Origin of the sequence: Phytobacter sp. MRY16-398 (assembly GCF_003925915.1) — a bacterium.
Taxonomy (GTDB): Bacteria; Pseudomonadota; Gammaproteobacteria; order Enterobacterales; family Enterobacteriaceae; genus Phytobacter; species Phytobacter diazotrophicus.
Genome location: NZ_AP018756.1, coordinates 1,172,881 through 1,193,044 on the forward strand (window position 1 = coordinate 1,172,881; position 20,164 = coordinate 1,193,044).

19 protein-coding genes are annotated in these 20,164 nt (G+C 56.7%); 10 read left to right on the plus strand and 9 right to left on the minus strand.

Translation table 11 applies throughout. The annotated features are described in order from the left end of the window. Nucleotides 1–15 precede the first annotated feature (15 nt). Both fdhF and hypF read left to right on the plus strand, forming a co-directional pair. Complete coding sequence (gene fdhF, locus MRY16398_RS05605) at nucleotides 16–2,166, plus strand: formate dehydrogenase subunit alpha (RefSeq protein WP_071194743.1); 2,151 nt, start codon at nucleotides 16–18, stop codon at nucleotides 2,164–2,166. Nucleotides 2,167–2,173: 7 nt separating this feature from the next. Next, the gene (hypF, locus tag MRY16398_RS05610; RefSeq protein WP_125123956.1) at nucleotides 2,174–4,405 is read left to right on the plus strand and encodes a carbamoyltransferase HypF; all 2,232 of its coding nucleotides are present in this window, start codon (nucleotides 2,174–2,176) and stop codon (nucleotides 4,403–4,405) included. A gap of 90 nt (nucleotides 4,406–4,495) precedes the next feature. Here hypF and norW read toward each other — a convergent pair whose 3' ends face one another. Further along, nucleotides 4,496–5,629, minus strand: coding sequence for an NADH:flavorubredoxin reductase NorW (norW, locus tag MRY16398_RS05615; protein WP_125123957.1), 1,134 nt, complete (start codon nucleotides 5,627–5,629; stop codon nucleotides 4,496–4,498). Next, entirely contained in the window at nucleotides 5,626–7,074 is a 1,449-nt protein-coding gene (norV, locus tag MRY16398_RS05620; RefSeq protein WP_107223866.1) for an anaerobic nitric oxide reductase flavorubredoxin, read from the minus strand. The genes norW and norV overlap by 4 nt, the downstream gene beginning before the upstream one ends. Before the next feature lie 179 nt (nucleotides 7,075–7,253). Between norV and norR the strand changes: the two genes are divergently transcribed. Further along, nucleotides 7,254–8,771, plus strand: a complete 1,518-nt coding sequence (gene norR, locus MRY16398_RS05625) for a nitric oxide reductase transcriptional regulator NorR (protein WP_039077635.1) — start codon at nucleotides 7,254–7,256, stop codon at nucleotides 8,769–8,771. Here the strand turns inward: norR and gutQ are convergent. The 7 genes from gutQ to srlA form a co-directional block, all read right to left on the minus strand. Further along, nucleotides 8,768–9,730 carry an arabinose-5-phosphate isomerase GutQ gene (gene gutQ, locus MRY16398_RS05630; protein WP_039077634.1) on the minus strand — a complete coding sequence of 321 codons (963 nt, stop codon included), beginning with the start codon at nucleotides 9,728–9,730 and terminating at the stop codon, nucleotides 8,768–8,770. The two genes, norR and gutQ, sit on opposite strands and share 4 nt — an antisense overlap. Next, nucleotides 9,723–10,496, minus strand: a complete 774-nt coding sequence (gene srlR / locus MRY16398_RS05635; RefSeq protein ID WP_039077633.1) for a glucitol operon DNA-binding transcriptional repressor SrlR — start codon at nucleotides 10,494–10,496, stop codon at nucleotides 9,723–9,725. The genes gutQ and srlR overlap by 8 nt, the downstream gene beginning before the upstream one ends. A gap of 67 nt (nucleotides 10,497–10,563) precedes the next feature. Further along, complete coding sequence (gutM, locus tag MRY16398_RS05640; RefSeq protein ID WP_039077632.1) at nucleotides 10,564–10,923, minus strand: transcriptional regulator GutM; 360 nt, start codon at nucleotides 10,921–10,923, stop codon at nucleotides 10,564–10,566. Nucleotides 10,924–11,103: 180 nt separating this feature from the next. Then, nucleotides 11,104–11,883, minus strand: a complete 780-nt coding sequence (srlD, locus tag MRY16398_RS05645; protein ID WP_039077631.1) for a sorbitol-6-phosphate dehydrogenase — start codon at nucleotides 11,881–11,883, stop codon at nucleotides 11,104–11,106. Between the two features lie 17 nt (nucleotides 11,884–11,900). Continuing rightward, entirely contained in the window at nucleotides 11,901–12,263 is a 363-nt protein-coding gene (gene srlB, locus MRY16398_RS05650; protein ID WP_039077630.1) for a PTS glucitol/sorbitol transporter subunit IIA, read from the minus strand. Between the two features lie 10 nt (nucleotides 12,264–12,273). After that, a complete protein-coding gene (gene srlE, locus MRY16398_RS05655; RefSeq protein WP_125123958.1) occupies nucleotides 12,274–13,245 on the minus strand; it encodes a PTS glucitol/sorbitol transporter subunit IIB in 972 nt (323 codons plus the stop codon). After that, complete coding sequence (srlA, locus tag MRY16398_RS05660; protein WP_039077628.1) at nucleotides 13,242–13,805, minus strand: PTS glucitol/sorbitol transporter subunit IIC; 564 nt, start codon at nucleotides 13,803–13,805, stop codon at nucleotides 13,242–13,244. Before srlA ends, srlE begins: the two co-directional genes overlap by 4 nt. Before the next feature lie 269 nt (nucleotides 13,806–14,074). On the opposite strand from srlA, the gene mltB reads away from it, so the two are divergent. From mltB to recX, 7 genes are all read left to right on the plus strand, one after another. Then, nucleotides 14,075–15,172 carry a lytic murein transglycosylase B gene (gene mltB / locus MRY16398_RS05665; protein ID WP_172600622.1) on the plus strand — a complete coding sequence of 366 codons (1,098 nt, stop codon included), beginning with the start codon at nucleotides 14,075–14,077 and terminating at the stop codon, nucleotides 15,170–15,172. Between the two features lie 226 nt (nucleotides 15,173–15,398). Further along, the gene (locus tag MRY16398_RS05670; protein WP_039077626.1) at nucleotides 15,399–16,076 is read left to right on the plus strand and encodes a metal ABC transporter ATP-binding protein; all 678 of its coding nucleotides are present in this window, start codon (nucleotides 15,399–15,401) and stop codon (nucleotides 16,074–16,076) included. Then, a complete protein-coding gene (locus tag MRY16398_RS05675) occupies nucleotides 16,073–16,936 on the plus strand; it encodes a metal ABC transporter permease (protein ID WP_071194736.1) in 864 nt (287 codons plus the stop codon). The genes MRY16398_RS05670 and MRY16398_RS05675 overlap by 4 nt, the downstream gene beginning before the upstream one ends. Next, nucleotides 16,936–17,814, plus strand: a complete 879-nt coding sequence (locus MRY16398_RS05680; protein WP_071194735.1) for a metal ABC transporter substrate-binding protein — start codon at nucleotides 16,936–16,938, stop codon at nucleotides 17,812–17,814. The genes MRY16398_RS05675 and MRY16398_RS05680 overlap by 1 nt, the downstream gene beginning before the upstream one ends. A 124-nt stretch (nucleotides 17,815–17,938) precedes the next feature. Further along, nucleotides 17,939–18,436: a nicotinamide-nucleotide amidase gene (pncC, locus tag MRY16398_RS05685; protein ID WP_039077623.1), complete on the plus strand. Its 498-nt coding sequence runs from the start codon at nucleotides 17,939–17,941 to the stop codon at nucleotides 18,434–18,436. Nucleotides 18,437–18,525: 89 nt separating this feature from the next. Next, nucleotides 18,526–19,590: a recombinase RecA gene (gene recA, locus MRY16398_RS05690; protein WP_039077622.1), complete on the plus strand. Its 1,065-nt coding sequence runs from the start codon at nucleotides 18,526–18,528 to the stop codon at nucleotides 19,588–19,590. 69 nt (nucleotides 19,591–19,659) lie between these two features. Then, nucleotides 19,660–20,160 (plus strand): recombination regulator RecX, encoded by a 501-nt coding sequence (gene recX, locus MRY16398_RS05695; protein WP_079497810.1) that lies wholly within the window; start codon nucleotides 19,660–19,662, stop codon nucleotides 20,158–20,160. The last annotated feature ends 4 nt before the right edge of the window (nucleotides 20,161–20,164 follow it).

The window sequence follows — 20,164 nt, forward strand, 5'->3', positions numbered from 1 at the left end:
ACAGGTCTGTTACTGATGAAAAAAATTACGAGCGTATGTCCCTATTGCGGCGCTGGCTGCAAACTGAAACTGGTCGTGGATAATGGCAAAATTATCCGCGCCGAAGCGGCGGACGGGGAAACCAACCAGAACGAACTCTGCCTGAAAGGCTACTACGGCTGGGATTTTCTTAACGATACCAAACTGCTGACGCCTCGCCTGACACAACCGATGATCCGCTATGAGCGCGGCGGTAAACTCACCCCGGTGAGCTGGCAGGAGGCCATTCGCTATACGGCAAAACGGCTCAGTGAAATCAAAGCCAAGTTCGGCCCCCGCGCCATTATGACCACCGGTTCATCTCGCGGCACCGGCAATGAGACCAACTACGTGATGCAGAAATTTGCCCGTGGGGTCTTACATACCAATAACGTCGACTGCTGCGCACGTGTTTGTCACGGTCCTTCCGTTGCCGGGTTACAGCAAACCCTGGGCAACGGCGCAATGAGTAACTCCATCGGCGATATCGAAAACTCCCGTTGCCTGCTTGTCTTTGGCTACAACTGTGCCGATTCGCACCCGATTGTGGCAAGAAGGGTGGTCAAAGCAAAACAGAACGGGGCGAAAATCATCGTCTGCGATCCGCGCCGCATCGAAACCGCACGCATCGCCGACCAACATTTACAGCTCAAAAACGGCTGCAACATGGCGCTGGTGAACGCCTTTGGCTATGTCCTGCTGGAAGAAAAACTCTACGACCAGCGCTACGTCACGAACTTCACCACCGGGCTGGATGCCTACCGGGAAATCGTCAAAGACTATGCGCCGGAAGCGGTTGAACATCTGACGGGGGTTCCGGCACGCCAGGTCCGTGAAGCAATGCGTACTTACGCCGCCGCGCCGACTGCCACCATTATGTGGGGGATGGGCGTTACGCAATTTGGTCAGGCGGTGGACGTGGTTAAAGGGCTTTCGAGCCTGGCGCTGCTGACCGGTAACCTCGGGCGTGAGAACGTCGGCGTCGGCCCGGTGCGTGGGCAGAACAACGTGCAGGGCGCCTGCGACATGGGCGTGATCCCGAACCAATTCCCTGGCTACCAGGATGTGGTTGATCCGCATGTCCGCGCCAAATTCGCCAAAGCCTGGGGGATCGATCCGGCGGTAATGGATGACAAAGTCGGCGTGCGTATCACCGAGGTGCCGCATCTGGCGCTGGAAGGTAAAGTTAAAGCCTATTACATCATGGGTGAAGATCCGTTGCAGACCGAAGCCGATCTCAGCCTGGTGCGCAAAGGCTTTGAGGCGCTGGATTTTGTGGTCGTACAGGACATCTTTATGACCAAGACCGCGGAACAGGCGGATGTGCTGCTGCCTGCCACCTCATGGGGCGAGCACGGCGGCGTCTTTACCTGCGCGGATCGCGGGTTCCAGCGTTTCGAAAAAGCCATCGAACCGCAATATGACGTCAAGCGTGACTGGGAAATTATCAGCCTTATCGCTACAGAAATGGGCTACCCGATGCATTACGACAATAACCAGCAAATCTGGGACGAAATGCGCGAACTGTGCCCGCTGTTCTACGGCGTAACTTACGAAAAAATGGGTGATATGGGACACGTTCAGTGGCCGTGCCCGACGCTGGATCATCCGGGAACGCGTTATCTGTATAAAGATAACAAATTCGATACTCCGGACGGGAAAGGCCTGCTGTTCGCCGCGCCATGGCGTGCCCCAGCCGAGGTGCCGGACGCGGACTTCCCGCTGGTGCTCAGCACCGTGCGCGAAGTCGGCCATTACTCCTGTCGCTCAATGACCGGTAACTGTGCGGCGTTGCAAACGCTCGCAGATGAGCCGGGTTTCGTGCAGATAAATCCGCACGATGCCGCACAGCTAGGGATTAAAAACCGGCAACTGGTGTGGGTGGAGTCACGCAGGGGGAAAGTCATCAGCCGTGCCGATGTTAATGAGCGTGTTAATACCGGCTGCGTGTACATGACTTATCAATGGTGGATTGGCGCGTGTAATGAACTGACGCAGGATAATCTTGATCCCATCTCTAAAACACCGGAAACCAAATATTGCGCGGTGCGGGTGAGTGCGATCAACGATCAGGCCTGGGCCGAGGAGTACACTCAGTCGACCTATCAGCAGATGAAGACACGCTTGCGGCATGCAGCGTTGCAATAAATAAACGATGACCCACAACGGCGTTTGTATTCGCGTCTATGGAAAAGTACAAGGGGTGGGCTTCCGCCCCTTTGTCTGGCAACTGGCGCAACAGCTCAATCTTACCGGTGATGTCTGTAATGACGCCCAGGGCGTCGAAGTACGCTTATGGGGCGATGAACGCCGTTTTCTCCCGTTGTTGTATCAGCAATGCCCGCCGCTGGCGCGCATTGACGATACGCAGGTTACGCCCTATCAGTGGCCACAAGCGCCGCTCAGTTTTACTATCCGCGAGAGCGCGGGCGGCACGATGAATACGCAAATTGTGCCCGATGCCGCCACCTGTCCCGCCTGTCTGGCGGAGATGAATGACCCGACAGAACGTCGCTATCGCTATCCATTTATCAACTGTACCCACTGCGGCCCGCGTTTTACCATTATTCACGCCATGCCTTATGACCGCCCCTACACCGTGATGGCGGCATTTCCCCTGTGCCCTGCCTGCGAGGCGGAGTATCGCCATCCGGCTGACCGCCGTTTTCATGCCCAGCCCGTTGCCTGCCCGGCGTGCGGCCCGCAGCTTGAGTGGCGCAGCGGAAAACAGCAGTTGACCGGCGAGGCGGCGCTACAGGCCGCCATTGCGCTGCTCAACTCCGGCGGTATCGTTGCGGTGAAAGGTATCGGCGGTTTTCATCTGGCATGTGACGCACAGCGGCAGACGGCGGTGGAGCAACTGCGCGCCCGTAAGCATCGCCCGGCGAAACCGCTGGCGGTGATGCTCCCCTCAGCAAGCGGCCTGAGCGAAGCGGCCACCCGTTTGCTGACCATGCCCGCGGCACCCATCGTGCTGGTGGCGAAAACGTTGCTGCCAGAACTGTGCCCGGCTATTGCTCCGGGGCTTGATGAGGTGGGGGTGATGCTGCCCGCCAATCCGTTACAACATCTGTTAGCCCAGGCGTTGCAGCGCCCGCTGGTGATGACGTCCGGCAACCTGAGCGGCAAGCCGCCTGCGCTGACAAATAGCCAGGCGCTTGACGACCTGGCAGAGATAGCGGACGGGTTTCTGCTGCACAACCGCGATATTGTGCAGCGTATGGACGATTCGGTGATACGCGAGAGCGGCGAGATGTTACGCCGCTCGCGTGGTTACGTGCCGGATGCCGTGCAACTGCCGCCCGGATTTCGCCATATCCCGCCCATGTTGTGTCTGGGGGCGGATATGAAAAACACCTTCTGCCTGGTGCGGGATGACAGCGCCGTGTTAAGTCAGCATTTCGGTGATTTAACCGATGAAGGGGTAGAGACACAGTGGCGTAACGCCCTGCGTCTGATGCAGACGATTTATGACTTTACCCCACAGCAGGTGGTCGCCGACGCGCACACGGGCTATCGCGCCACCCACTGGGCACAGGAGACGGGGCTTTCGCAGCACACCGTGTTGCACCACCACGCACATATCGCGGCAACGCTTGCAGAGCATGGCTGGCCACGCGACGGGGGAGATGTGATTGCCCTGGCGCTGGACGGTATCGGCATTGGGGAGAACGGGGCGCTGTGGGGGGGCGAATGTCTGCGCGTGAATTATCGCGAGGTTGAGCATTTGGGCGGGTTGCCCGCCGTGGCGCTCCCCGGCGGGGATCTGGCGGCAACCCAGCCGTGGCGCAACCTGCTGGCACAGATGCTGGCGTTTGTCCCTGACTGGCAGAACTTCCCGGAAACCGCCGTGCTGCAACGGCAGAACTGGCCTGTGCTGGCGCGGGCCATAGCGCGCAATATCAACGCGCCGCTGGCGTCATCGACCGGGCGGCTGTTTGATGCCGTCGCCTGTGCGCTGGACTGCGCGCCGCTGCAGTTAAGTTATGAGGGGGAGGCGGCCTGCCGACTGGAAGCGCTGGCGATGCGCGGCGCGGATGTTACGCATCCGGTCACGCTGCCGCTTAAGGGCAATCAGCTTGATTTAGCCACCTTCTGGCAGCAATGGCTGGCATGGCAGGCTCCGGCCGCGCAGCGCGCCTGGGCCTTTCACGATGCGCTGGCGTGCGGCCTGGCGCAGCTTGCCCGTAAGCAGGCGGATGTGCGGCAGATTGCCACGCTTGCCTTTGGCGGTGGCGTGTTGCATAACCGTCTGCTGAAAGCCCGGTTGTCGCATTATCTTGCGGATTATACGTTGCTCTTCCCGCAGCGTTTTCCCGCAGGCGATGGCGCAATCGCGTTGGGGCAGGGGGTTATCGCCGCCGCGCGATGTCTGGCGCAGGGGTGAGGCATCGTCCCCGGTGGCGCTGCGCTAACCGGGGCTACGGGCTTTTGCCTGGTGTGATTGCCTGTTGCAGGCATGGGCGTTGCCCTGTTCTCAAACAGGCAACGTTTTTAACAACGCGAACGCTTCCTTCATCCGATCTTCGCTCACCACAAAAGCGCACAACTGCCCTTCATCGTTCAGGCCGCGGGCGACCATACCCTGGGCTTCGGTGGTGATATGCCAGTTCAAATCGCGGCGTGCCGTCTCGCCTGCCAGATGCAACGGCATCTCCGGCGTTTTGACCTTCACCAGCATGGCAGGCAGCTTAAGCGGCACAGCCACGCCAGACAGATTTTTCGCCAGATACATGGCGCTAAGCTGAATCGACTGCAGGAACGGCAGCAGCTTACCGTCAATCTCCGCACAGTCGCCGAGCGCATAAATATCCGGATTGCTGGTTTGCAGATAACTGTTCACACAAAGCCCATGATTAACCGTCAGCCCGGCGCTTCGGGCCAGCCCGGTTTCTGCGCGCAGCCCGGTCGCGGCAATCACCGCATCTACTTCTATACCTCGCTGCCTGTCCAGCGTGGCGCGGATACCCGTTTCTGTTTTCTCAAGCGCCATAAGCTGTGATTTCAACAGAAGATGCACGCCCATCCCGGTCAGTCGGTGCTGCAAACGGCTACTCACTTCTGGCGGCATCAGCGAAGAGAGAATGCTGGTTTCGCTATCCACCAGCGTCACCGCTTTCCCCGCGCGGCAAAAATCCATCGCCAGTTCGCTGCCAATCAACCCGCCGCCGATAATCAGCACCCGCTGCGCGTCACGTAGTTGCGCTTCACAGGCCTGGTACTCCTGCTGGCTGTTAAGGGTAAGCATCAGTTCGCTGCCCGCGACGGGCGGAACAAACGCACGGGCTCCGGTTGCCAGCACCAGCTTGTCGTATTGCCACTGTTGATCTGCGCTTTTGATGACTTTCGCCTCTGCATCCAGCGCCGTCACCCGCGTGTGGGGAAACAGGCGCAGGTTGAACTGCTCGGCGAAATCCCCCGCCGACTGGCGGGTGAGATCTCTGGCGCGCTGTCCAAGGCTGATGACATGGCTCAGATCCGGCTTGTTGTACTCATCCATACTGTCACTGGCAATCAGCGTCAGCGGCGTGGTGGTGTCGGTTTTGCGGATGTTTTTTACCAGTTGGCGGGCGGCAAAGCCCGACCCGATAATCACAATACCTGCGCTCATACTGCCTCCGTTGCCAGCACATCGAAGACCTCTTTGCCAAGCGAACATTCCGGGCAAAGAAAATTATCCGGCACATCACACCAGGCGGTTCCTGGCGCGACATCCTGCATGGGTTCGCCTTTTGCCGGATCGTAAACCCACTGGCAGACGCTGCACTGCATAGACGGGCCTGAATCAGCGGCGGCTTTCGCGGCACAGGCGCAGGCGGACGCTTCAACCGGTGTAGTGTTAAGCGGTGTTGGCAGCGGAGCGAGCGCCCACTGGCGGGCAATGTCCCGACCGTGCTGACGGCAGAGTTCCAGCGCATCGATATCCGGACGCCATTTGGCTTTCAGGCTCAGTGACATCTCAAAGCCCGCATCCTGTAATCGGGTAGACAGACGATCCACCGCCCCACCGCTCCAGCCGTGGGAGCCGAAAGCGCTGGCACGTTTGTTACGAAAACGCAGGCCGGTTATCTCTTCGACCAGGCCAGCGATTTTCGGCATCATCACGTTGTTCATGGTGGACGTGCCGACCAGCACACCTTTGGAGCGGAAGACGTTGGTCAGAATATCGTTTTTGTCGCTGCGGGAGACGTTGAAAATTTTCACCGCCACGTTCGGGTCAACTTCATTGATGCCCTGGGCAATCGCGTCCGCCATCATGCGGGTGTTGTTCGACATGGTGTCGTAGAAAATGGTGATACGATCTTCCTGATAATCCGCGGCCCATTTCAGGTACAGCTCAACAATCTGCGTCGGATTTTCGCGCCATACCACACCGTGGGAAGTGGCAATCATCTCCACCGGCAAGTTGAAGCCAAGGATCTCGGTGATTTTTGGCGTCACCAGGCGGCTGAACGGCGTGAGGATGTTGGCGTAGTAACGCTGGCACTGCTCGAACAGTTCGGTCTGGTCCACTTCGTCGTTGAACAGGCGCTCGTCACAGTAGTGCTGACCGAAGGCGTCGTTACTGAACAGCACGGCATCGCCGGTCATATAGGTCATCATGCTATCCGGCCAGTGCAACATCGGCGTTTCGACGAAGATAAGCTGTTTGCCATTGCCGATATCCAGTGCATCGCCGGTTTTCACGGTGTGGAAATTCCACTCCGGGTGGTGGTGGTGGCCGTTAATGGAGTCGATGGCATTGGTGGTGCAATAAATCGGGGTGTTCGGAATCCAGGACATCAGCTCGGTGAGTGCGCCCGCGTGGTCTTCTTCCGCGTGGTTAATAATGATGTAGTCAATCGCGTTGAGGTCGATCTCCGCGCGCAGGTTCTGCACAAACTCGCGACTGAATTTATGATCGACGGTATCAATCAGTACGTTTTTGCCTTCACGGATGAGATAGCTGTTGTAGCTGCTGCCGCGCAGCGTTTTGTATTCGGTACCGTGGAAATCACGAACTTCCCAGTCACGTTGCCCAACCCAATGAATGTTATTTTTTACGTGAATAGCCATTTTGCTTACCTGTTCTGTATTAAATAAGATGTGATAGCTATTTCAAGATGCGTGCCAGTTTTTATTCTGTTGATTTTTATAAATTTATTTTTGTTTAACCCCTGATGGGTAGTCAAAAAGACTATGAAAAAGACTGTCATTATGACAACTTTCATTGTCAAAATGACTGCGAGGCGACGATGAGTTTTTCCGTGAACGTGCTGGCGGGTATCGCCATTGAATTACAGAGCGGCATAGGCCATGCCGACCGTTTTCAGCGCCTGATTACCACCCTGCGTCAGGTGCTGGAGTGTGACGCTTCAGCGCTGCTGCGCTACGAGGCGCGGCAATTTATCCCGCTGGCGATTGATGGCCTGGCCCAGGATGTGCTGGGGCGGCGCTTTACGCTGGAAGGGCACCCGCGGCTGGAGGCGATTGCCCGCGCCGGGGATGTGGTGCGTTTCCCTGCCGACAGCGCATTACCGGACCCCTATGACGGGCTGATCCCCGGCCAGGAGAGTCTGAAAGTCCATGCCTGTGTGGGTCTGCCGCTGTTTGCCGGGCAGAGCCTGATTGGCGCGCTCACTCTGGATGGCATGGCGCCGGATCAGTTCGATAGCTTTAGCGATGAAGAACTGCGTCTGATTGCGGCGCTGGCGGCAGGGGCGCTCAACAATGCTTTGCTGATTGAAAAGCTCGAAAGCCAGAACATGGCGCCCGGCCTGCCGACAACCTTTGAACAGGTCGCGCATACCGAAATGATCGGTCTTTCGGAGGGTATGGCGCAGCTTAAAAAAGAGATAGAGATTGTCGCCGGTTCCGATTTGAACGTGCTGATAAGCGGTGAAACCGGCACCGGTAAGGAGCTGGTGGCAAAAGCTATCCACGAAAACTCGCCCCGCGCGGCAGATGCCCTGGTCTATCTGAATTGCGCCGCACTGCCGGAAAGCGTGGCGGAAAGCGAGCTGTTTGGCCATGTGAAAGGGGCGTTTACCGGGGCCATCAGCAACCGTAGCGGCAAGTTTGAAATGGCCGATAAAGGCACGCTGTTTCTGGATGAGATTGGCGAGTTGTCGCTGGCGCTGCAGGCCAAGCTGCTGCGAGTATTGCAATACGGCGATATTCAGCGTGTCGGGGATGATCGCAGCCTGCGGGTGGATGTGCGCGTGCTGGCCGCTACCAACCGCGATCTGCGCGAAGAGGTACTGGCCGGGCGTTTTCGCGCTGACCTGTTTCACCGCCTGAGCGTCTTTCCGCTGGTTGTCCCGCCGCTGCGTGAACGCGGTGAGGATGTGGTGTTACTGGCGGGGTATTTTTGCGAGCAGTGCCGTCTGCGCCTTGGCCTTGGTCGTGTCGTGCTTAGCCCCGGTGCGCGGGCGCATCTGCTGGCGTACCGTTGGCCGGGAAATGTGCGTGAACTGGAACATGCTATTCACCGTGCGATTGTGCTGGCGCGCGGTACGCGAAGCGGGGATGACATCGTACTGGAAACGCGCCATTTTGCGCTGAGCGATGAGCCGGATCAGAGTGTTGTTAGTACGCAGACATTGCCCGTGGAGAGACAAAATTTGCGGGAAGCGACCGATAATTTTCAGCGTACCGCCATTCGCCAGGCGCTGGAACAAAGCCAGTATAACTGGGCAGCCAGTGCGCGGCTGCTGGAGATGGACGTCGCCAACCTGCATCGGCTGGCGAAACGTCTGGGATTGAAGGATTAAATAATTCCGGCCTGATAAAAGGCCTGCAGGTTAATCGCGCCAACCAGTTTACCGCTGTCATCCACCACCGGAGCCGCGGAGATTTTGCGTTTCATTAGCACCTCTTTGGCATCGATAGCGCGGCTCCCGGCGTTAAGGGTGATGCCCCCTTTCGTCATTGCGTCACTGATGTTCGCATCCAGCGCGCCGCCTGCAACCAGCCAGCGTCGCAGGTCGCCATCAGAGAAGATACCCAGAATCTCCGCCGCGTCACCGCAGACGGCCACCATCCCCATCCCCGTATGGCTAAGCTCCAGCATCGCGTCCATTACCGTGGCGTCAATGCGCACATGGGGGATATCTTCTTTACGCATCAGGTGATGGACTTTGTTGAGCAGACGCGCACCCAGCGCTCCTGCCGGGTGTGAACGGGCAAAATCTTCCTCGTTAAAGCCGCGCGCCTGCATAACGGCCATCGCCAGCGCGTCACCGAGCATCAATGTATTGACGGTGCTTGAGGTAGGGGCCAGCAACATTGGGCAGGCTTCACGTTCAACGGAAATATCCAGCACTGCGTCTGCCGCCAGCGCCAGCGGCGACAAAGATTTGCCGGTCATGGCCAGCACGGTCACCGACCGTTCCTTTAACTGCGGCAGGATCAGATCCAGCTCTTTAGCCGATCCAGAATAGGAGATAAAGAGCAGCACATCGCGGCTTTCAATCATCCCTAAATCGCCGTGCAGGGCTTCTGCCGCATGGACAAAGAAGGCAGGGGTGCCAGTGCTGGCGAGGGTGGCGGCAATCTTTTTGCCAATATGCCCGGATTTACCAATCCCCGAGACAATCACTTTGCCCCGGCAATGAATAATGGCATCAGCGGCGCGTAAAAACGCCTCGCCCAGACGCTCCGGCAGGCGGCTGGCTTCTTGCAACTCTAGCAGCAGCGTCTGACGTGCGGTGTTCAGTAAAAGCTCACTCATTTTTTTCTCCGGCTACGATCACTTCGATCCCTTTCTCTTCCAGTGCGGCGCGAAAATCTGCCGGGATCCCGGCATCGGTAATTAATTTATCGACGCTTTCCAGGCTGCACACAATGTTCGGGCTTTTGCGGCCAAATTTGGACGAATCCGCCATCAGGATCACTTCCCGTGCCGCGTTGCACATGGCTTTACTGACGGTGAAAACTTCATTGAAGGTGGTGACCCCTGCATTCAAATCGATGCCGTCGGTACCCATAAACAGTTTGTCGAAGCTGAAATGTTCGAAGGCGTTTTCCGCCAGTTGCCCATGAAAGGAGGCGGATTTTTTACGAAAGGTGCCGCCCGGCATCAGGATGGTTTGCTCGTTATCGAGTTCGGATAGCGCATTGACGATATGCAGGCTGTTGGTCATCACGGTGATGTTATTGAAATGGCTCAGTAAAGGAACCATTTGCAACACGGTGCTGCCCGCGTCAAGAATGATGGAATCGCCATCCTGAATAAAGCCCACGGCGGTTTCGGCAATCAGCCCTTTTTGCAGGGTGTTGATGAGGGTCTTATGGTCGATCGGTGGATCGGCTTCGTCTTTATTGAGCACGACGCCGCCATAGGTGCGGATGACCGCGCCGGAGTGTTCCAGCACCACTAAATCTTTCCGTATGGTGGTGCCCGTGGTGTCGAAGTGTGCTGCCAGCTCTTCAACAGAACATTTTCCCTGCTTTTGCAGATGCTCAAGAATGGCTGCCTGCCGCTGACGTGGTTTCATGGGCGCTTTTATCCTGCGTTAAGTTGCAAAATGATAATTTCGCAAGCTCATTGCGTTCACAACGAAATTATCCATGTTTCAATTTAAGCGCCAATAATAGAGCATTCTGACAGCCCGGATCATGGGGAAAGATCACATCAGGCTCTAATTCCTCACGTTTCATGCCGAGCAGGGCGTCGATTTTTGCGGGTCTGGCAAAAACGGTGAGTCCGCGCATGAGCAACGTATCGGTGACGCGGTCTTGTTTATCGAAGGCAACCGCAAGGATAACGCGCGGTTTGAAACGCCCGCCAGAGCGCCCGACGCCAACGCGCCCTTGCTGGCAGAGCGCATCAAAGGCGCGGTTAAACTGGCGAATCTGCCAGCCGCCCAGTGCCAGTTGGCTGAGCCAGGCGATGACAGCTACGGTGATGAGTGCAGAAACCATCATGTCTCCTTTTCCCGGATGGCGGCGCGAGCGCCTTATCCGGGTTACGGTTTATGTGCCGGGTGGTGCCCGGTTTCCTCCCTCTCCCTGTGGGAGAAGCTACGGTTTGGTAGCCCCGGTAAGCGTAGCGCCACCGGGGGATACCCTCAGGAACGGGCGGAAGGCATCAGGCCACCCGGTTCAGAACATCACCTGCCCGCCGGTAATATTGATTGATTGCCCGGTACAGTAAGAGGCCTTCGTGCTTGCGTAAAACAGCAGCACATCCAGCACATCCTGATAATCGCAGCCGCGTTTAAGCGGAACCTTATCAATGTAATGCTGCTCAACCTGATCGGCGGCAATCCCCAGTTTGCTGGCATATTGCGGGATCAGGGACTGGAACATTGGTGATTTCAGCAAGTTGCCCAGCATCAACGAATGAACCGTAATCCCGTATTCCGCGAGATCCAGCGCCAGGGATTGTGTCAGGCCCACGCCGCCAAACTTCGCCGCGCTATAGCCCGAGTTGTGCTTACTGCCCACCTTGCCGGACTTCGAGTTGATCTGAATAATGCGCCCTTTAATCCCGTCGCGAATCATCAGCCGCGAAAACTCACGGGCACACAGGAAATAACCCACCAGATTGACCTGCAATGAGCGGTCAAAATCCCCGAGCTGCACATCGCTGATAAACGCCGCTTTGGCAATTCCCGCGCTATAGACCAGCAAATCCGTGCGGCCAAAAATCTCATCAACACCACGGGCAAGCGCCAGTACGCTTTGCTCGCTGGTGGCATCAGCGCCAAAACCGTAGGCCATGCCTTCACCGAACTCCGCGTTAATTTCGTGTGCCACGGTTGCGGCTTTATCACTTTGAATATCCACTACCGCCACGCGATAGCCCTCTGCGGCCAGCCCACGGCTGAGGAACGCCCCGAGTGTTTGTCCCCCACCAATGACAACGGCAACCTGTTTCATACTTTTCTCCTTACGACTTAAGCGACAAATTTCAGTGTGCAACCAGGATTGATGCTTTCCGGCACGTCACCTGCGACGTGTACCGTGCCGGGATATTCCGCCTGCGTCTGTCCATCGAAGCGCAGGGTAATATGGCCAAGCTCGCGCAGATTCAGCTCTGCCACCTCACCGACGGCGGTAACCGGATACTGCTTACCGCCCAGCTCGAAGCGGGCGCCAGGCGTAAGGTGTCCGCAAAAGTCGCCATGACAGTGGATAAAACAAAACTCAGCCACATCGGCGGGGGCCCCTTCCCGGAAGGTAATCAGCATCCGGTCGCCAAGCGCGTCGCGTGCGCAGTCGCCAATCTGAGTAATGGTGGTTTGATAAATCACGCTCATGAGCAACCTCTTATTGATAAATAAAGCCGGAAACAAACCAGGCGATAAGCACCGTTGGCGCACCCGTTAAGAAGCGGCTAACCAATACAGACGGCACGCCGACGCGAACGGTGTCCTGGCGTGCTTCTGCCAGGGAAAGCCCTACGGGGATAAAGTCACATGCGGCCTGGGCGTTAATAGCGAACAGGGCTGGCAGGGCAAGGTGCGGTGGGATATTTCCCTGACCGATTTGCACACCAATCAACACGCCAATAACCTGAGCAATGACCGCCCCTGGGCCGAGGAACGGTGACAGCAACGGGAAGGAACAAATCAGCGCCAGCGTCACCAGCCCTAACGGATGACTGGCAAGTGGGGCCAGGCCGTGGGCTATCCAGTCACCCAAACCGGAGGCCATAATGATCCCGATAAGTGCCGAGACGAATGCCATAAACGGCAGGATGGTTTTCAGCACCGTATCGATGGTGTCGCGCCCGGCCTGAAACAGTACAGCGACGGCTGAGCCCATACCCATGCCGACTTTGGCCAGCAGACCATCGCTCTGCTCGGTGATTTTTTTGCTGGTGTCATAATCACGGGCAGTGGCTTCGCGTTGTGCCGGTGTACGGGGCAACTCACCATCCTGCCAGTAGATATTTTCCTCTTTTACGCCAGAGACATAGATATCTTCCAGGATGTACTGCGCCAGCGGGCCTGACTTGCCGGTGGCATGGATATTGATGGTGGGAATGCGCCGTTTCGGGTAAATGCCGCAGCGTAACGTACCGCCGCAGTCGATGACTGCAACGCCGATTTCAGCTTCTGCCGGTTCTCCCTCTTTAAAGCCATCCACCGCTTCCCAGCCGGTCATTTGTGCCAGCTTGTCGACGATCGCCGGTCGCGTTCCGGCCGTGATATAGACGATCTTCTTGTTCGCGGTGGGATCGAGTGCCAGTGGGCCGCCCCAGCCGCCGGTACCTTTTTCAATCACAATGCGGCTCATGATGTTGCTCCTGCCAGTTGTACTTTCTGCTCAAGCTGAATGCCCATTTTTTTCTCGAAAATCGCGGTCGTCAGATCGGTAATCCAGCCACGGAAGAAGTTAGTGACCAGACCAACCAGCAGGTAGCTCACGGCAAGTGGCCCCAGCGGCAGACCGAGGGTAGTCAGGCCGTTGGCGATGCCTAAATAGACGAACAATTCGCCGGGATTGATATGGGGGAACAGGCCATTCATTGAGTGGCAACTGTAAGAAGCGGCGGCGTAATAACTGGGCTTGTAACGTTCCGGCATAAAGCGTCCGAGACTGAGCGTCATCGGGTTGCAGAAAACAAAGGTGCCCACGCACGGCAGCAGCAGATAACGGGTCACCGGATTGCCAGCGCAACGCTGCGCCAGCCGCTCAATACGGTGCTGACCAATGAAATTGATCAGTGCGTTCATGATAACCAGCAGACTTATCAGCAGCGGCAGAATACCGGTCACCATCCCGGTAAACACAACCCCGCCTTTCTGAAACAGCCCGATGAACCATTCGGCACCATGAGTAATGGTTTCGATCATTGTTCTCTCCTGTAGGGTTTTCTCGTTGTTGCAAAACTGGGACTTATAATAATCATTATGAAAGGTTAAAAAGTGTTATTTAGATCTCAATATGAAAGATAAAATGATCATTGTGAAAGTTTTTTGGCAAGGAGAGGGTGTGAAGTGAAGACAAACGCGGCATTTCAGATAAGAGGAGAGAGAAGAAACATGGAAGCCGCTTCCTTGTGGAAGCCCGCATGCTTTACCATAATTCCTCCTGGTTGAATGAATTGTTAAATGGATGTCCCATGTTTAAGCGTCGTTACGCAGCGCTCCTCCCTGCGCTCGTTTTACTTGCCGCCTGCAGCAGCAAACCTCATCAAACCGCAGCATCTACCGACGGTGTGATAACCGGTCAACCTGCGGAACCCTCTGGCGGTTTCCTGCTCAAGCCGCAGCATAATGTGATGGCAATGGGCGGCGACTTCGCCAATAACCCGGCGGCGGAGCAGTTCATCAATGAGATGGTGAGCAAACACGGCTTTGACCGTCAGCAGCTACACGAAATTCTCTCTCAGGCGAAGCGACTCGATTACGTGCTGCGCCTGATGGACCGCCAGGCACCAACCGGCCCGGCACCGGTAGGGCCGAATGGCGCATGGCTGCGCTATCGCAGCCAGTTCATCACTCCGGATAACGTGCAAAACGGCGTGGCGTTCTGGAATCAATATGAAGACGCGCTGAATCGCGCATGGATGGTCTACGGCGTACCGCCGGAAATTATCGTTGGCATTATCGGCGTGGAAACCCGCTGGGGCCGCGTGATGGGCAAAACGCGTATCCTTGATGCGCTGGCGACGCTCTCCTTCGACTATCCACGCCGCGCCGCGTATTTCTCCAGCGAACTGGAAACGTTCCTGCTGATGGCGCGAGATGAAAGTGATGATCCGCTCGATTTGAAAGGTTCGTTCGCCGGTGCGATGGGCTACGGTCAGTTTATGCCGTCGTCTTACAAACAGTATGCCGTTGATTTTAATGGCGACGGGCATATCAACCTGTGGGATCCGGTCGATGCCATCGGCAGCGTGGCAAACTACTTTAAAGAACATGGTTGGGTGAAAGGCGATCTGGTGGCGGTGCCTGCTAATGGCCAGGCGCCGGGGCTGGCGAATGGCTTTAAAACCAACTACAGCGTGGCGCAACTGGCGTCAGCGGGCTTAACGCCGCAGCAACCGTTGGGGAACCACCAACAGGCCAGCCTGTTGCGCCTGGATGTTGGCACCAATTATGAGTACTGGTACGGCTTACCCAACTTCTACACCATCACCCGTTACAACAGCAGCACGCACTACGCGATGGCGGTCTGGCAGCTTGGTCAGGCGGTTGCGCTGGCGCGCGTTCGCTAATTGTCAGCCCCTCCTGCGGGAGGGGTTGAAACATTTCGACGCATTAACCCGATAAATTCCCGTTTACTTCATCACTGCTTCTGATTATTGTTATGTTATAACATTATGAAGGTTCAGTGATGATGGATGTAACCCTTTTCTCCTGCGCCAGCGCGGTCCGGCTTGGACTGGCTGCGGCGTTGTTAGTTGTGCTGTGGCTGCTTACGGCATGGTCGGTGGCGCTGGCATGATTGAGCTTGATCATCTGGTGGCGGGCTACGGCTCGCGCGCCATTACCCCCTCCCTGTGCGGTGTCATTGAAGCCGGCAGCATGACCGCAATTGTCGGGGCCAATGGCTGCGGCAAATCGACGTTACTCAAAACGCTGGCAGGCATACTGCCGCCGGTCAGTGGCACGCTGCGCTGGACGCCTTCACGACCGGTTATCGGCTGGCTGGCACAGCGGCAGACGCTGGACCCGCATTTTCCCATTACGGTGCAGGATGTGGTCAGCATGGGTGCCTGGCCGCGTATCTCGCTGTTTCGCGGTCTCAATCGCCAGGCCAGAGCGCATGTTGCTGAGGCGCTGGAGCGGGTGGGGCTGCTGACGATGGCGCGCACCACCGTTGAAGCCCTCTCCGGTGGTCAGTTTCAGCGCATGCTTTTTGCCCGCATGTGGTTACAGCATGCGCCGCTTGTCATGCTCGATGAACCATTTACCGGCATTGATGAGGCCACAAGCCAGGTGCTGATGGAGCAGATTGTCGATATGCATCAGCAGGGGCAAACCATCCTCGCCGTGTTGCACGATAGCGAACGTGTCAAACGCTACTTCCCCCAGACGCTGCGTCTGGATACAGAAAGCGCCCATTGGGGGGCGACTGACGTGACCCTGACGCAGAACGGCGGAGCGTGCCTGGCATGATATGGCATCTCTTTTTCCAGCCGTTTATTGAGTTCGGCTTTATGCGCCGCGCGCTGGTGGTGTGTCTGGCTTTATCCGTCAGCACCACGGCGCTGGGTGTCTTTTTGCAACTGCGGCGTATGAGCCTGATGGGCGATGCGCTCTCGCACGCGATTTTACCGGGCGTGGCGGCAGGCTACTTACTCAACGGCATGTCATTACTGGCGATGAGTCTGGGCGGTTTTTTTGCCGGAATTATCGTGGCGCTGGTGGCCGGGATCATCAGCCGACGCACGCCGCTCAAAGAGGACGCCAGCTTTGCCGGTTTGTATCTCGCGTCACTGGCGCTGGGCGTGACGCTGGTCTCGCTGCGTGGCTCAAGCGTTGACCTGCTGCATTTACTGTTTGGCTCGGTTCTGGCGGTCGATCAGGACGCGGCGTTGTTTGTCGCGGGCGTCGCCAGCCTGACGCTCCTGTGTCTGGCGCTGTTTTATCGCGGACTGGTGAGTGAAGCCTTCGACAGCAGTTTTTTGCAGATTAACGCGCCGCGACTGCCCGCTCTGCTCCACAGCCTGTTTCTGGCACTGCTGGTGTTAAACCTCGTGGCCGGGTTTCAGGTGCTGGGCACATTAATGGCGGTGGGGGTGATGATTTTACCGGCGGTAGCCGCACGCTGCTGGGCGCGAACACTCCCTGGCCTGCTTTTATTTGCAGGCGTTAGCGGCGCGCTGTGTGCATGGTTTGGTCTGAGTCTTTCGTGGATGGCAGGGCTACCGGCGGGGCCATCTATCGTCCTGAGCGCGAGCGTCGTGTTTATTTTTTCCATCTTATTCGGCGTGCGCAGCACCTTACGCGCACAAAAAACAGGCAAGGAGACATAATGAAAAAGGCAGGTGTGGTTCTGGCATTAGCGCTTGGGCTGATGACGCAAAGTGTCATGGCGAAAACATTAAACGTGGTCGCCAGTTTCTCGGTACTGGGGGATATCGCCGCCAAAACCGGTGGCGATCATGTGAAAGTCACTACGCTTGTCGGGCCGGATGGCGACCCGCATACCTTCGAGCCGAGCGCCAAAGATAGCGCGTTGCTCAATAAGGCCGATGTGGTGGTGGTCAATGGTCTGGGGCTGGAAGGCTGGCTGGACCGGCTGGTGAAAGCGTCTGGCTTTAAAGGGGTTGTGGTTGTCGCTTCTGAGGGCGTTTCGACCCATACGCTGGAAGAAGACGGCAAAACTGTGACCGACCCGCACGCCTGGAACAGTGCGGCTAACGGTGCGCTCTATGCGAAGAATATTCTTGCGGCGTACGTCAAAGCCGACCCGCAGGATGAAGTAGCGCTGAAGGCGACCGGCCAGCGTTATATTGAGCAGGTTCAGCAGCTCGATAGCTGGGCGAAAACCCAGTTTGACGCGGTACCGCAAGAGAAACGCAAAGTGCTGACCAGCCACGACGCGTTTGGCTACTTTGGCCGGGCGTACGGCGTAACGTTCCTTGCCCCGCAGGGTATCTCCTCTGAAAGTGAAGCCAGCGCGCAGCAGGTGGCTGAGCTGATTAAGCAGATTAAAGCCGACGGCGTGCATACCTGGTTTATGGAAAACCAGCTTGATCCGCGCCTGGTCAAACAGATTGCCAGCGCGACCGGCGCACAGCCTGGTGGAGAGCTCTATCCTGAGGCGCTGAGTAAAAAAGGGGGCGTGGCGGACTCATACGTCAAAGCGTTTCGCCACAATGTTGAAACCATCGCCAACAGCATGAAATAACCTCTCTAAGCCAGCGAAAGCTGGCTTTTTTCTGAAGCCTCCTCGTAAATTCGTCACCGTATCCCCACCTTTATCCTGAAAGTGGTATCTTTTGCGCCACGGTTTTTGCACGACAGGGGTCACTATGACTGACAGCGAATTAATGCAACTAAGTGAGCGTGTGGGGCTGGCGCTCAAGGCGCGCGGGGCGACCGTCACTACGGCGGAATCCTGTACGGGGGGCTGGGTGGCAAAAGCCATTACCGATATCGCCGGGAGTTCCGCCTGGTTTGAGCGTGGCTTTGTCACCTACAGTAATGAGGCCAAGTCGCAGATGATTGGCGTCAAGGCAGAGACGCTCGCGGCACATGGCGCAGTGAGTGAACCCGTAGTGGTGGAGATGGCGATTGGCGCGCTAAAAGCCGCGCGGGCGGATTACGCTATCTCAATAAGCGGCATTGCCGGGCCGGACGGTGGCAGCGACAGCAAGCCTGTCGGCACCGTGTGGTTTGGGTTTGCCAGTGTAAGCGGGCAGGGCATTACCCGCCGCGAGTGCTTCGATGGAGACCGCGAAGCGGTGCGTCGTCAGGCGACGGTGTATGCGTTGCAAACACTGTGGCAACATTTTCTACAAAATACTTGATACTGTATGACCATACAGTATAATTGCGACAACAGAACAGAAATTCACGGCGGAGCATAGTCGCTTCACCTTGCATGACAGGAGTAATAATGGCTATCGACGAAAACAAACAAAAGGCGCTTGCGGCCGCACTGGGTCAGATCGAAAAGCAATTCGGTAAAGGCTCCATCATGCGTCTGGGTGAAGACCGTTCTATGGATGTCGAAACGATCTCCACCGGTTCACTTTCGCTGGATATCGCACTGGGTGCGGGCGGTCTGCCAATGGGCCGTATTGTTGAAATTTACGGGCCAGAATCGTCCGGTAAAACGACGTTGACCCTCCAGGTTATCGCCGCGGCACAGCGTGAAGGCAAAACCTGTGCGTTTATCGACGCCGAACACGCGCTGGACCCTGTATACGCACGTAAGCTGGGCGTTGATATCGACAATCTGCTGTGTTCTCAGCCGGATACCGGTGAGCAGGCGCTGGAAATCTGTGATGCGCTGGCACGCTCTGGTGCCGTTGACGTTATCGTTGTCGACTCCGTTGCGGCGCTGACGCCGAAAGCAGAAATCGAAGGCGAAATCGGTGACTCTCACATGGGCCTCGCGGCACGTATGATGAGCCAGGCGATGCGTAAACTGGCGGGTAACCTTAAGCAGTCCAACACGCTGCTGATCTTTATCAACCAGATCCGTATGAAAATTGGCGTCATGTTCGGTAACCCGGAAACCACCACCGGTGGTAATGCGCTGAAATTCTACGCCTCTGTTCGTCTGGATATTCGTCGCGTTGGCGCGGTGAAAGAGGGCGACAATGTGGTGGGTAGCGAAACCCGCGTGAAAGTGGTGAAAAACAAAATCGCTGCACCGTTCAAACAGGCTGAGTTCCAGATCCTCTACGGCGAAGGTATTAACTTCTACGGCGAGCTGGTTGACCTGGGCGTGAAAGAGAAGCTGATTGAAAAAGCGGGCGCCTGGTACAGCTACAACGGCGAGAAAATCGGTCAGGGTAAAGCGAATGCGACAAACTGGCTGAAAGAAAACCCGGCAACGGCGAAAGAAATCGAGAAGAAAGTGCGTGAGATCCTGCTCAGCAATCCTTCCTCCGGTGCTGATTTCTCGGTGGACGACAGCGGTGAAGGTGTCGAAGAAACCAACGAAGATTTCTGATAATCTGAATGACAATCAAGGGCTGCAGATGCAGCCCTTTTGTTTTTCAGAGTCTGCCAGGATTTAACCATGTCTGACAACACGCCCCGACGCTCCGCCTACGCCCGCCTGCTTGACCGCGCCTTACGCATTTTGGCCATGCGTGACCATGCGGAACAGGAACTTCGCAGAAAACTTACCGCCCCGGTTATGGGGAAAAATGGTCTGGAAAAAACGGATGCTACGCCGGAAGATGTCGATAAAGTCATTGCCTGGTGCATGGAAAATAACTACCTCGACGATGTGCGCTTTGCCCGTCAGTTCATTGCCAGCCGCAGTCGCAAAGGATACGGCCCTGCGCGTATCCGCCAGGAAATGGGCCAGAAGGGGCTGGCGAGGGATATCTGCGAAAGCGCGATGCGAGAATGTGATATCGACTGGTGCGAACTTGCCCGGGAACAGGCGCAACGCAAATTCGGTGAACCACTACCCGTAGCTTTTGCGGAGAAAGTAAAAGTGCAACGCTTTTTACTCTATCGCGGTTATTTACTGGAAGATATTCAGGAAATCTGGCGAAATTTTGCCGGTTGACCGC

Bases quoted from the DNA above. Each gene is read 5' to 3' on its own strand.
- recA (WP_039077622.1), top strand. From the start codon at position 18,526: ATGGCTATCGACGAAAACAAACAAAAGGCGCTTGCGGCCGCACTGGGT.
- hypF (WP_125123956.1), top strand. From the start codon at position 2,174: ATGACCCACAACGGCGTTTGTATTCGCGTCTATGGAAAAGTACAAGGG.
- MRY16398_RS05670 (WP_039077626.1), top strand. From the start codon at position 15,399: ATGATTGAGCTTGATCATCTGGTGGCGGGCTACGGCTCGCGCGCCATT.
- MRY16398_RS05675 (WP_071194736.1), top strand. From the start codon at position 16,073: ATGATATGGCATCTCTTTTTCCAGCCGTTTATTGAGTTCGGCTTTATG.
- norR (WP_039077635.1), top strand. From the start codon at position 7,254: ATGAGTTTTTCCGTGAACGTGCTGGCGGGTATCGCCATTGAATTACAG.
- pncC (WP_039077623.1), top strand. From the start codon at position 17,939: ATGACTGACAGCGAATTAATGCAACTAAGTGAGCGTGTGGGGCTGGCG.
- norV (WP_107223866.1), bottom strand. From the start codon at position 7,074: ATGGCTATTCACGTAAAAAATAACATTCATTGGGTTGGGCAACGTGAC.
- mltB (WP_172600622.1), top strand. From the start codon at position 14,075: ATGTTTAAGCGTCGTTACGCAGCGCTCCTCCCTGCGCTCGTTTTACTT.
- srlE (WP_125123958.1), bottom strand. From the start codon at position 13,245: ATGAGCCGCATTGTGATTGAAAAAGGTACCGGCGGCTGGGGCGGCCCA.
- norW (WP_125123957.1), bottom strand. From the start codon at position 5,629: ATGAGCGCAGGTATTGTGATTATCGGGTCGGGCTTTGCCGCCCGCCAA.
- srlR (WP_039077633.1), bottom strand. From the start codon at position 10,496: ATGAAACCACGTCAGCGGCAGGCAGCCATTCTTGAGCATCTGCAAAAG.
- gutM (WP_039077632.1), bottom strand. From the start codon at position 10,923: ATGGTTTCTGCACTCATCACCGTAGCTGTCATCGCCTGGCTCAGCCAA.
- MRY16398_RS05680 (WP_071194735.1), top strand. From the start codon at position 16,936: ATGAAAAAGGCAGGTGTGGTTCTGGCATTAGCGCTTGGGCTGATGACG.
- srlD (WP_039077631.1), bottom strand. From the start codon at position 11,883: ATGAAACAGGTTGCCGTTGTCATTGGTGGGGGACAAACACTCGGGGCG.
- srlB (WP_039077630.1), bottom strand. From the start codon at position 12,263: ATGAGCGTGATTTATCAAACCACCATTACTCAGATTGGCGACTGCGCA.
- fdhF (WP_071194743.1), top strand. From the start codon at position 16: ATGAAAAAAATTACGAGCGTATGTCCCTATTGCGGCGCTGGCTGCAAA.
- gutQ (WP_039077634.1), bottom strand. From the start codon at position 9,730: ATGAGTGAGCTTTTACTGAACACCGCACGTCAGACGCTGCTGCTAGAG.
- recX (WP_079497810.1), top strand. From the start codon at position 19,660: ATGTCTGACAACACGCCCCGACGCTCCGCCTACGCCCGCCTGCTTGAC.
- srlA (WP_039077628.1), bottom strand. From the start codon at position 13,805: ATGATCGAAACCATTACTCATGGTGCCGAATGGTTCATCGGGCTGTTT.